Below are 11,686 nucleotides of genomic sequence, written 5' to 3'. Positions count from 1 at the left end.
AGTGATCGGACTTATAATTCCATTCATGGTTTCCGTCGTCCATTCTGTCGCTTCGCTGAGCGACTTCGATCAGTTTCTCGCTACCCTCGGCGAGGGTTTGCCGACGGGTGATGCCGAGCGTCTCAGATCGGCTGTCGAGTTTGCCTGGTCGGCCTATGGCGAGCGCACGCTGGGGAGTGGCGAGCGTATCTGGTCACACGCGCTGGGCATGGCGGTGATTATTGCCGGCCTCAAGCTCGATGCCGAATCACGCATTGCGGCACTGCTCTTTGCCATTCCGGCTCAGGACGAGCATGGCGTCGCCACTATCGAAGCGCGGTTTGGCAAACCGGCGGCGCATCTGGTGCACGGAATTTCCCGGCTCAACCGCTTGCGCCCGATTACCAAAGGCTTTGTCGCAACCAATGTCGAGGCTGGCGAAGTCAATCCGACCGAGATGAAGGCGCAGATCGAAGTCCTGCGCAAGATGCTGCTGGCCATGGTCGAAGATATCCGTGTCGTGCTGCTGCGTCTAGCCAGCCGGACGCAGACCCTGCGCTACTACGCCTCAAACCCCGATGATGACCTGCGCGTCGAGGTTGCCCGCGAAACCCTGGAACTCTATTCACCGCTGGCCAACCGGCTCGGTGTCTGGGAACTGAAGTGGGAGCTGGAGGACCTGTCCTTCCGCTTCATCCACCCGGAAACTTACAAGAAGCTGGCCAAGCTGCTCGACGAGAAACGCAGCGAGCGCGAGCAGTTCATCGTCGATGCCGTGGCCAAAGTGCGCACCGAACTCGAAGCGGCTGGCGTCCAGAACGCCGAAATCTACGGCCGGCCGAAGCACATCTACAGTATCTGGAACAAGATGCGCAAGAAGGGCGTAGAGTTCTCGGAAGTGTACGACGTGCGCGCCCTGCGCATCATCGTCGACGATCTGCGCGAGTGCTACACCGCGCTCGGCATCGTGCACAACCTGTGGCTGCCGATTCCCAAGGAATTCGACGATTACATCTCGAACCCCAAGGGCAACAATTATCGCTCCCTGCACACTGCCGTGCGTTGCCCGGACGGGCGCAGCCTGGAAATCCAGATCCGTACCTGGGAAATGCACAAGCATGCCGAACTCGGTGTCGCCGCCCACTGGCGCTACAAGGAAGGCAGCAAGCGGACGACCGAGGACGACTACGACGAAAAGATCGCCTGGCTACGCCAGCTGCTGACCTGGAAGGACGAAGTCGCCGACAGTTCGGACTGGGTCAAGCATTACAAGCAGGCGGCGCTCGACGAGACGATCTACGTCATCACGCCGCAGGGCAAGGTGGTTGACCTGCCAGCCGGGTCAACGCCGGTCGACTTTGCGTATCGCGTACACACCGATCTTGGCCACCGCTGCCGGGGTGCCAAGGTGGGCGGCCAGTTGGTGCCGCTCAATACGGCACTCGAAACGGGACAGGAAGTCGAGATCGTCACGGCCAAGATCGGCGGTCCATCGCGTGACTGGCTCAATCCGCTACAGGGCTACATCCACACCAAGAGCGCCCGGGTCAAGGTACGCACCTGGTTCTCCAACCTAGCGCTCGAAGAAACGCTCGGCGAAGGACGCAGTCTGATCGCCAAGGAATTGCAGCGGGCTGGACAGACCGGGGCAAATATCGAGGAACTCTCGCACAAGCTGGGTTTTACCCGCGCTGACGATCTGTATATTGCAGCTGCCCGTGGCGACCTCAATCAGCGCCAGTTCCAGGCCGTCGCAAAGGGTGGCGACCTGCTCGCCGAAACCCAGTTGCCGGATGAGGTGCTGACCAAGCCAAGTAAGCCGGTGCAGGGCAATCAGGGAATTTTGATCGTTGGCGTAGACAAGCTGCTGACGCAGCTTGCCCGTTGCTGCAAACCGGCCCCACCGGACGAAATCCAGGGCTTCATCACGCGCGGTAAGGGGATTTCCATCCACCGCATGGATTGCCCGAACTTTTCAAATCTGGCGGCTCTGCATCCGGAACGGGTCATCGAAACCGACTGGGGTCTGACCACTACCGGTGTCTTTGCCGCCGACATCATTGTTGATGCGCACGACCGTCAGGGCCTGCTACGGGATATTTCCGAAATATTTACCCGCGAACGGCTCAATGTCGTCGGCGTCAACACCCAGTCCAAGCAGGGTAAGGCGCACATGAGCTTTACTGTCGAGATCACCAATCTGCAACAGATGCAGAAGACCCTGGCCCTCATCCATGAGGTTGAAGGGGTGGTCGGGGTGCGCCGCGCCTGAGTTGGGCTGCGGCTGTCGGGGTGGTTCTTCGTAACAGGCTTGGCCTGCTACGAAGAAAGTCCTCGATAAAAGCGGGGCTTCCGTCTTACCAGAGATGCCACCAGGCCGTTTTGGTCGTCAGGCCATCCTTGTAGAAACGGCTGGTCGGGAAGGTCTTCTTCATGACGCGCTCAGCGTCATCACGCAGGTCGTTCATGCCCATCTGGTCGTAGGCCGTGATCAGGACGAACATCGCTTCTTCGATGGCCGGTGCCTGCGGATAGGTCTTGATCGCATACTGGGCCCGATTGGCGGCTGCAATATACGCACCCCGCTTGATGTAATAGCGGGCAACGTGAACTTCCAGCGAGGCCATGGCATTGATCAGGTAGTTCATGCGCAGCCGGGCATCCGGCGCATACTTGCTGTCCGGGAAACGGGTGACCAGTTCCTTGAAGGAATCGAAGGCGTCGCGTGCCGCCTTGGGGTCGCGCTCGGTCGGGTCCTGGGTGCTGATGTAAGCCGTCAGGCCGAGGTCTTCGTTGAAGTTGATGAGACCCTTCAGGTAATAGACGTAATCGACGGTCGGATGGCTCGGGTGCAGTTTGATGAAACGGTCACAGGCAGCCAGTGCCGAACCGGGTTCATTGCCTTTCCAGTATACGTAGCCGAGTTCAAGCTGCGCCTGCTGGGCGTAGCGACCATAAGGATAGCGGGCCTCGATCTTCTCCAGCATTTTGGCGGCCTTGTCCCAGTTGCCGTCGGCCTGAGCATCCTTGGCTTCGCCATAGAGCTTGCCGGCTGACCAGCCGGTGGTTTCGTCGGCCTTGTCAGCCAGCGAACCACAGCCGGCGATGAAAGCAGCAATGAAAACAGCCATTAGCACGCGGAAGAGGGCGGGGAATGACTGGAATGCGGGTAAACTTCGCATCATGAATGATCCTGTTGAAAACTCCGGCGATTATAGCCGAACTGAACCGCTCTGCCTGACCGTTCCTGATGCCTCTTATGGACGGCGTCTCGATCAGGTATTGGCCGAGCTTTTGCCGCAACATTCCCGCAACCGTTTGCAGGGCTGGGTGCGTGATGCCTGCGTGCTGGTTGATGGCAAGCAAGAGACCGAGCCCAAGCGCAAGATGATGGGCGGTGAGCGCCTCGTTATCAGCGAACCGGTCGATATTCGCAGCCAACCCGAACTGCCCGAAGACATACCGCTCAACGTTGTTTTTGAGGATGAAACCCTGCTTGTCATCAACAAGCCGGCCGGGCTGGTTGTCCATCCGGGCAGCGGCAACTGGAGCGGCACCCTGATGAATGCGCTGCTGCACCACGTGCCCGGCATCGAGGCGGTGCCACGGGCTGGCATCGTGCACCGACTGGACAAGGACACCAGCGGCCTGCTCGTCGTCGCCAAGACGGTTGAGGCCCAGACCCATCTGGTCCGTCAGTTGCAGGAGCGTACGGTTCGTCGCATCTATCTGGCTCTGGCAGCCGGCGCCATGAAGCATGAAGGCACGGTCAACGAGCCGATTGGCCGGCATCCGTCGCAGCGCATCAAGATGGCCATCGTGCCTGAGAACCGGGGGGGCAAGCCGGCGATTACCAATATCCGCATCCTGGAACTTTTTCCCTACACCACCTTTGTCGAGTGTTCGCTGGAAACCGGGCGGACGCATCAGATTCGCGTGCACATGGCTGCCATCCATCATCCGCTGGTTGGTGATCAGGTCTACGGCAAACATAATCCGAAACTTCCGGAGTTTCCCCGTCAGGCCTTGCATGCAACCCGCCTTGGCCTGGTCCATCCGCTGACCGGCCTCAAAATGCAGTGGGAAGTGCCGCTACCGGAAGACATGCGCGACCTGCTCGACTCGCTGCGCTATGGCTGATCTGCTGGTCCCCGACTGGCCCGCACCGGCCCGCGTCCGCGCCGTACAGACGGGGCGCGCTGGCGGCTGCAGCCGGGCGCCGTGGGATAGTTTCAATCTGGGTGACCATGTTGGTGACGACCCGGCAGCGGTGGCGGCCAATCGGGCAACGCTGCGTGCCCGTTTGCCGGCCGAGCCGTTATGGCTCAGTCAGGTCCACGGCAATGTCGTGGTCGATGCGCGAAATCCGGACACCGTCGAGGCCGATGCCGCTTTTGCCCGACAGTCCGGGGTGGTCTGTGTCGTGATGACGGCCGATTGCCTGCCGGTACTTTTTTGTGACCAGGGCGGGGCGGTCGTTGCGGCAGCGCATGCCGGCTGGCGTGGTCTGGTGGGCGGGGTGCTTGAGGCGACCGTGGCGGCGATGGACGTCCCGGCCGATCAATTGCTGGTCTGGCTGGGGCCGGCCATCGGGCCGTCGGCGTTTGAAGTTGGCGATGAGGTGCGTGCCGCTTTTGTTGCCGACGATCCTGGTTCCGGCGAGGCGTTTGTCCGGCATGGGCCGGGCAAATGGCTGGCTGACCTTTATGGGCTGGCACGCCGCCGCCTGCAGCGCATCGGTGTGCCAGCCATTTATGGCGGCGAGGCCTGTACGGTCAGCCAACCCGATCATTACTTTTCCTATCGCCGCGATGGTGTCACCGGTCGCATGGCGACGCTGATCTGGCTGGCCGACGACGACGGCGTATAATCCGCGGCTTTTCTATGAACCGATTTCTGTGAGCACTCTTTCCTGGATTATTGCCGTCTCCCTGGCTGGCGGCGTCTTGAGCGTCGGGGCTGCGGCTGCGCTGAGCATCGCGCTGGGCGCACATCGCATCAACATGCTGATCTCCTACGCGATTGGCGCCCTGCTCGGGGCGGCTTTCCTGGAAATCCTGCCGGATGCGCTTGAGCATGGCGATATGCATCGGACGACGGCGACCGTTCTGTTCGGCATCATGGCCTTTTTTGTGCTGGAGAAACTGGTTCTCTGGCGGCACTGCCACCACGACCACTGCGAGGCCCATGATGCCCATGCGCCAACCCATGATCACGGACGCTCGGGCCTGCTCATCCTGGTTGGTGACACCTTTCACAATTTTGTCGACGGCATCCTGATTGCCGCCGCCTTTTTGCAAAGCACCGAGTTGGGCATCGTCACGGCGCTGGCCATCATCGCCCATGAGATTCCGCAGGAAGTCGGTGACTATCTGATTCTGCTGCATTCCGGTTATAGCCGGTTGCGGGCGCTGGCCTTCAATCTGTTGTCCAGTATGGCGACGCTGGTCGGTGCCATGCTGGCCTACTTTGCCCTGGCTGAACTGACTGAGTGGATTCCGTCGCTGCTGGCCCTGGGCGCGGCGAGCATGATCTATGTCGCCGTGGCCGACCTTATCCCCGGACTGCACAAGCGTTCGGAAATGAAGGAGTCGATTCTCCAGGTACTATTGATTGGTGCCGGTATCGCCTCGATCGCCATTGTTCAGGCGCTGGTTAGCGAGTAATTCGCGATGCGCCCGGCGCTGCCGCCGGGTTTTTGTCCCGCCCAGCCAGAGTAGCAGGGAGCAGGGGAGCAGCCCGTAAAACAGGAATGAAACGATGCCGGCGACGACGCTGGGTTCGTTGACGGCAATCAGCAATGTAACGTACAGCCAGCCGATTGCAACAATGTACATGGTGGGAACCTCGATGGGGGCCCAATTATGCATGCAAATTCATTGACAGCGCTGAATCCGGTATGCAGAATCCAATGGCTCAAACCCCCCAACACTAGAGACGAGTCTTCCCATGGCACAGGGATCGAACAATAACGACGCATTCGCGGGTTCTGCCGCGCAGTTCATGCAGAACGGCCAGAACATGATGCAGCAGTTCATGGACTATCTCGGCAAAGCGGGGGGGCAGGCCGGCGCAATGCCGCCGCCGGTCGACCCGCAGGCGATGACGGCGCTGCAAAAACAGTTCATGGATCAGCAGATGTCGCTCTGGCAGTCCGTGCTCAACAAGCAGCCGGGGCAGGATCCAGCCTTCAAGGTGACCCCCGAGCCGGGCGACCGTCGTTTTTCCGCCCCGGAGTGGAAAGAAAGCCCGATCTACGATTATCTGCATCAGGCCTACCTGCTCAATACCCAGTATCTCAAGCAGGTGGTCGAGGTGATCCCGGCCGAGGATGCCAAGGCGAAGGAGCGGATGCGCTTTCTCGCACGCCAGATGGCAGATGCCATGGCACCGTCCAATTTTGCCGCGACCAATCCGGAATTCATCAAGCTGGCCCTCGAAACCAAGGGACAGAGCATTACCGATGGCATCAACAACCTGATCAGGGATTTCGAGAAGGGCCGTATCTCGATGACCGACGAGTCGGTGTTCGAGGTCGGCAAGAATATTGCAACGACCGAAGGTGCTGTCGTCTACGAAAACGACCTGATGCAACTGATCCAGTATTCGCCGCTGACGCCCAAGGTGGCGACGCGGCCGCTGGTCGTTGTGCCGCCGTGCATCAACAAGTTCTACATCATGGACCTGCAGCCGGACAACTCGCTGATCCGCTTCATGGTCGACCAAGGCAATACCGTGTTTCTGGTGTCCTGGCGCAATCCATCGGAAGCGCACGGTCACATCGGCTGGGATGATTACCTTGAACAGGGCCCGATCACGGCTCTGAATGTTGCCCGTGAAATCACCAAGGTCAAGCAGGTCAATGCCCTCGGCTTCTGCGTCGGCGGCACTATCCTGACCTCGTCCCTGGCGGTTCTCAAGGCGCGGGGTGAGGATCCGGTGGCCTCGCTGACCCTGCTGACCACGCTGCTCGATTTCTCGGATACCGGTGAGATTGGCCTGTTTATCGACGAGCAGGGTGTTGCCGCACGCGAAGGAACGATTGGCAAGGGCGGCCTGCTGCCCGCCCGCGATCTGCAGAATACCTTCTCCTTCCTGCGTGCCAATGATCTTGTCTGGAACTACGTCACCGGCAATTATCTGAAGGGCGAGAAGCCGAAGGCTTTCGACCTGCTCTACTGGAATTCGGATTCGACCAACCTGCCAGGGCCGTTCGCCTGCTGGTACATGCGCAACATGTATCTGGAAAACAACCTGCGGGTGCCGGGCAAGCTTGATATGTGTGGTGCCAAGGTCGATCTCGGCCAGCTCGACATGCCGGTCTACCTGCTGGCCACGCGCGAAGACCATATCGTGCCGTGGCAGTCGGCTTACCAGAGCACGCGCATTCTCGGCGGCAAGGTGCGTTTTGTGCTGGGTGCTTCCGGCCATATTGCCGGGGTGATCAACCCGGTCAGCAAGAACAAGCGCAGCTACTGGGTCAATGACAATGTAAAGAACGAAGCCGAGGCCTGGCTGGTCGCGGCGGAAGAGAAGAAGGGAAGCTGGTGGGCCGATTGGTCTGACTGGCTCAAACCGTTGTCGGGAGAACAGCGGGCACCGCGCAAACCGGGGAATGCCAAATACAAGCCGATTGAACCGGCACCAGGCAGATACGTCAGAGAGCGCGCGGTATAAATACTTCTCACGGAGACAATAATATGTCGCGAGTTGCACTGGTTACAGGAGGGATGGGCGGTCTCGGCGAGGCCGTCTGCATCAAGCTGGCTGCCCTGGGTTTCAAGGTTGTGACGACCTATTCACCGGGTAATGCCAAGGTTCAGGACTGGCTCAAGGGCATGAACAACATGGGGTACGGCTTCAAAGCCTACCCGTGTGACGTGACCGATTTCGACTCGGCGCGCGAATGCGTCGACATCGTTACCCGTGAAGTCGGTCCGGTTGACGTGCTGGTCAACAACGCCGGCATAACGCGTGACATGACCTTCAAGAAAATGACCAAGGGTGACTGGGATGCTGTCATCCACACCAATCTCGATTCGGTCTTCAACATGGCCAAGCAGGTCATGGATGGCATGGTCGAACGCAAGTGGGGACGCATCATCAACGTCTCGTCGGTGAATGGGCAGAAGGGCGCTTTCGGGCAGACCAACTACTCGGCAGCCAAGGCCGGCATGCATGGCTTTACCAAGGCATTGGCCCTGGAAGTGGCGAAGCAGGGCGTGACGGTCAACACGATTTCTCCGGGCTATATCGGCACCAAGATGGTCACCGCCATCCCGCAGGAAATCCTCGATTCAAAAATTCTGCCGCAGATTCCGGTCAATCGACTGGGCAAGCCGGAAGAAATCGCCGGCCTTGTCGCCTACCTTGCTTCCGATGAAGCAGCCTTCGTGACCGGCGCCAATATTTCCATTAACGGTGGTCAGCACATGTTCTGACCGGCGTACTCTTTTTACCCCGCTTTATCTAATCAAGGAAGGAAAAACTATGACACAACGTGTTGCTCTCGTTACCGGCGCTATGGGTGGTCTTGGAACCGCAATCTGTCAGGAACTGGCCAAGGCTGGCCACAAGGTGGTCGCTTCGTATCACCCGCAATTTGACAACAAGGACGCCTGGTTGGCCGAGATGGCTGAAGCCGGCTTCAAGGATCTGGTTTGCGTTGCCGGTGACGTCTCCTCGCTGGAAGACTGCCAGAAGATGGTTGCCGAAGCCGAAGCCGCCTGTGGCCAGGTCGACATCCTGATCAACAATGCCGGTATCACCCGTGACCGCATGTTCGCCAAGATGGAAAAGGACGGCTGGGATGCAGTGATCGCTACCAACCTGACCTCCCTGTTCAACATGACCAAGCAAGTCTCCGCCAAGATGGCCGAGCGCGGTTGGGGTCGTATCGTTAACATCTCCTCGGTCAACGGCGTCAAGGGTCAGGCTGGCCAGACCAACTACTCCGCTGCCAAGGCTGGCGTTATCGGCTTCTCCAAGGCACTGGCTGCTGAACTGGCTGCCAAGGGCGTGACCGTCAACGTCATCTGCCCTGGCTACGTTGCCACCAAGATGGTTATGGCGATCAAGCCGGAAGTTCTCCAGTCGATCATCGACACCGTGCCGATGAAGCGTCTGGCCAAGCCGGAAGAAATCGGTGGCGCCTGCGCCTACCTGGCTTCCGACATCGCTGCCTTCATGACCGGCGCGACGATGAACATCAACGGTGGTCTGTACTACCAGTAATCTGCCGCACAGCCTTGTGACATTCAGCATGAAATATTGCTGAATTTTTGCAATGCAACAGGAACGGGCGCGTTTAAGCGCCCGTTTTTTTTGCTATAATGTTGCGCTGCACACAAAACTGTCTTAAGGGATCAAAGCATGTCGGAACCGGTACGCCTGATCAAGAAATACCCCAATCGTCGTCTTTACGATACCAAGACGAGTGCGTACATCACGCTTGGTGACGTCAAGGAACTGGTCCTCAAGTTCGAGGTTTTCAAGGTTCTTGATGCCAAGACCAATGAGGATCTGACGCGCAGCATTCTGCTCCAGATCATTCTGGAAGAAGAATCCGGTGGCATGCCGATGTTCTCCAGCGAACTGCTCTCCGGCTTCATCCGCTTCTACGGCAGCACGATGCAGGGCATGTTGGGCAAGTATCTGGAAAACAACATGAAGACTTTCGTTGATTTTCAGGGCAAGTTGCAGGAGCAGTCCCGTACCCTGTACGGTCCAAACGGTGGCGACAACACCCATATGCAGACGGATTTCTGGAACCAGTTCCTGAACTTCCAGCAGCCGGCCATGCAGAACATGATGACCGCCTATATGGATCAGTCAAAAAAAATGTTCCAGTCGATGCAGGACCAGATGCAGACCCAGACGCGGACAATGTTCACCGGCTTTCAGTACAACCCGGGCGACAAAGCGGAATAAGCGCTTTCCGGGCCGCACTCGGTCCGGACATTTCGGCAAGCCAAAGACGTTTTCTTTGAACAGCTTGCCGACTATTCGGTCACAATCTCCCTTTCTGTATTTGACTGGAGATTTCCCATGACCGATCTGTTTTCCCCGGCCCGTTTCGGTGCCATTGATCTGAGCAATCGCGTCGTCATGTCGTCGCTGACGCGAAATAGAGCCGGTGTTGGTAACGTGCCGACCGATCTGGTGGCTGAATACTATCGCCAGCGGGCCAGTGCCGGTCTGATTCTTACGGAAGCCTCGCCGATTTCTCCGGAAGCCCATGGCTATCCGCGGACCCCCGGCATTCATAGCGATGAGCAGGTCGCCGGCTGGCAAAAGGTGACGAGTGCCGTGCATGCGGCTGGCGGCAAGATCGCTATCCAGCTCTGGCACGTCGGTCGTATTTCACATCCGGACCTGCAGCCTGGCGGGGTATTGCCCGTTGCACCTTCGGCCATCAAGGCGGCCGGCCAGGTATTTACCGGTCAGGCAATGAAGGATTTCGTCACCCCGCGTGCTCTCGAAACGGCGGAGATTCCGGGGCTTGTTGCCAGCTATGCGCAGGCAGCACGCCAGGCGATGGTGGCAGGTTTCGATGGTGTCGAGGTACATGCCGGTAACGGTTATCTGCTCGACCAGTTCCTGCGGTCATCGACCAATCAACGTACCGACGCTTACGGTGGCAGCAAGGAAAACCGGGCGCGTCTGCTGTTGGAAGTGCTGACCGCCGTGTGCGCCGCGATCGGCAGCGACCGCGTCGGGGTTCGTCTGTCTCCGGTGACGCCGTTCAACGATATCAGCGATGAAAATCCGCAGGCAACTTTCGAGTACATAGTCGAGCAACTCAATGGGTTCAATCTGGCTTTCCTCGATCTTTTGCAAGGAGCCGGCGGGGCGCCGCAAGCACAATGGCTGCCCTTTGATTATGACCGGCTGCGGGCCAACTACCAGGGCAACCTGATTCGCAACAACGGTTACGATTTTGCCAGCGGCAGTGCAGCCGTGCAGAGTGGTGGAGCTGACGCCATTGCCTATGGTCGCCTGCTCATGGCCAATCCTGATCTGGTTGAGCGCTTCCGCCGTGGCGGGCCGTTCAATCAGCCAGATTACGAGACGCTCTATAGTGGTGAAGAGCGTGGTTATACCGACTATCCAGCCTTGTCAGCGAAATGACTCTTGTCTTGAGTCAGTGCGATCCGGTGACGCCGATTTCATTTGATTGGCCGCAAAGTGCCGGCTCATTGGTCGATCTGGCAAAAGGTGGGGTCGACCTGGCCGGGCTGATCATGGGTGGAACTACCACCATCGAGTCGTGGCTGATTGCGCAGCGGGTGTTGCCGGCCTTGCGTGACAAAGGCTTGGCCACGCTTTGCTTCAACCTGGATTTTCATCACCAGGAAAAGCGCTCGGCCTTGTGTCTTCCGTTGCCTGACGGTAGTGCCTTTATCTGCAATGCGCTTGGCGTGTGGTCGCCGCTGAAAAAAGACGAGGCTGCGCACGAGATTCAATACATTGGCTCGCGTTATGCGCCGGGTGACCACTGGCAGGGCTGTTTCGATGCCTGTCTGTGCTTGCCTGACGGAACAAGCCATCCCTTGACACCGTGCGATGTCGCCAGCTTTTGGGCTGAGCTGACCGGGGAAAGGCTAAGCGGTTTTGCGTCGGGTATCTTGGACCACCTTGAAGCCATCGGCCATGGTGTGGTCGACAAGGTATTTACGACGCAGGGCCGTCTTGGCCTGTAGCGGCA

Annotated in this window: 12 protein-coding genes; 10 read left to right on the top strand and 2 right to left on the bottom strand. The window is 58.7% G+C overall.

The genetic code is table 11. From position 1 onward, the window contains the following. Positions 1–25: 25 nt before the first annotated feature. The gene (locus HYN24_RS09395; protein WP_117609008.1) at positions 26–2,251 is read left to right on the top strand and encodes a bifunctional (p)ppGpp synthetase/guanosine-3',5'-bis(diphosphate) 3'-pyrophosphohydrolase; all 2,226 of its coding nucleotides are present in this window, start codon (positions 26–28) and stop codon (positions 2,249–2,251) included. Positions 2,252–2,336: 85 nt separating this feature from the next. Here HYN24_RS09395 and HYN24_RS09390 read toward each other — a convergent pair whose 3' ends face one another. Further along, positions 2,337–3,110 (bottom strand): outer membrane protein assembly factor BamD, encoded by a 774-nt coding sequence (locus tag HYN24_RS09390; protein ID WP_117609007.1) that lies wholly within the window; start codon positions 3,108–3,110, stop codon positions 2,337–2,339. Positions 3,111–3,162: 52 nt separating this feature from the next. On the opposite strand from HYN24_RS09390, the gene rluD reads away from it, so the two are divergent. The 3 genes from rluD to HYN24_RS09375 are packed head-to-tail and all read left to right on the top strand — an operon-like array spanning position 3,163 to position 5,645. Beyond that, positions 3,163–4,119: a 23S rRNA pseudouridine(1911/1915/1917) synthase RluD gene (rluD, locus tag HYN24_RS09385; protein WP_117609006.1), complete on the top strand. Its 957-nt coding sequence runs from the start codon at positions 3,163–3,165 to the stop codon at positions 4,117–4,119. Further along, complete coding sequence (gene pgeF, locus HYN24_RS09380; RefSeq protein ID WP_117609005.1) at positions 4,112–4,849, top strand: peptidoglycan editing factor PgeF; 738 nt, start codon at positions 4,112–4,114, stop codon at positions 4,847–4,849. The genes rluD and pgeF overlap by 8 nt, the downstream gene beginning before the upstream one ends. A gap of 28 nt (positions 4,850–4,877) precedes the next feature. Beyond that, positions 4,878–5,645 carry a ZIP family metal transporter gene (locus tag HYN24_RS09375; RefSeq protein WP_117609004.1) on the top strand — a complete coding sequence of 256 codons (768 nt, stop codon included), beginning with the start codon at positions 4,878–4,880 and terminating at the stop codon, positions 5,643–5,645. Here HYN24_RS09375 and HYN24_RS09370 read toward each other — a convergent pair. Next, entirely contained in the window at positions 5,586–5,816 is a 231-nt protein-coding gene (locus tag HYN24_RS09370) for a hypothetical protein (protein WP_117609003.1), read from the bottom strand. The two genes, HYN24_RS09375 and HYN24_RS09370, sit on opposite strands and share 60 nt — an antisense overlap. A gap of 112 nt (positions 5,817–5,928) precedes the next feature. Here HYN24_RS09370 and phaC point away from each other — a divergent pair, with 112 nt between their 5' ends. The 6 genes from phaC to HYN24_RS09340 all read left to right on the top strand — a co-directional run bounded on the left by phaC (position 5,929) and on the right by HYN24_RS09340 (position 11,681). Then, positions 5,929–7,656, top strand: a complete 1,728-nt coding sequence (gene phaC, locus HYN24_RS09365) for a class I poly(R)-hydroxyalkanoic acid synthase (RefSeq protein WP_205421366.1) — start codon at positions 5,929–5,931, stop codon at positions 7,654–7,656. Between the two features lie 23 nt (positions 7,657–7,679). After that, complete coding sequence (gene phbB, locus HYN24_RS09360) at positions 7,680–8,420, top strand: acetoacetyl-CoA reductase (protein WP_117609001.1); 741 nt, start codon at positions 7,680–7,682, stop codon at positions 8,418–8,420. Positions 8,421–8,469: 49 nt separating this feature from the next. Beyond that, positions 8,470–9,213, top strand: coding sequence for an acetoacetyl-CoA reductase (gene phbB / locus HYN24_RS09355; RefSeq protein ID WP_117609000.1), 744 nt, complete (start codon positions 8,470–8,472; stop codon positions 9,211–9,213). A gap of 138 nt (positions 9,214–9,351) precedes the next feature. Beyond that, entirely contained in the window at positions 9,352–9,909 is a 558-nt protein-coding gene (phaR, locus tag HYN24_RS09350; RefSeq protein WP_117608999.1) for a polyhydroxyalkanoate synthesis repressor PhaR, read from the top strand. Positions 9,910–10,026: 117 nt separating this feature from the next. Further along, the gene (locus HYN24_RS09345; protein WP_117608998.1) at positions 10,027–11,109 is read left to right on the top strand and encodes an alkene reductase; all 1,083 of its coding nucleotides are present in this window, start codon (positions 10,027–10,029) and stop codon (positions 11,107–11,109) included. Next, on the top strand, positions 11,106–11,681 hold the full coding sequence (locus HYN24_RS09340; RefSeq protein ID WP_117608997.1) for a hypothetical protein: 576 nt from the start codon (positions 11,106–11,108) through the stop codon (positions 11,679–11,681). The genes HYN24_RS09345 and HYN24_RS09340 overlap by 4 nt, the downstream gene beginning before the upstream one ends. The last annotated feature ends 5 nt before the right edge of the window (positions 11,682–11,686 follow it).

Source organism: Dechloromonas sp. HYN0024 (assembly GCF_003441615.1).
GTDB lineage: Bacteria > Pseudomonadota > Gammaproteobacteria > Burkholderiales > Rhodocyclaceae > Azonexus.
The sequence above is the reverse complement of the archived record's forward strand: the minus strand, read 5'-3'. Positions and strand labels throughout refer to the sequence as shown.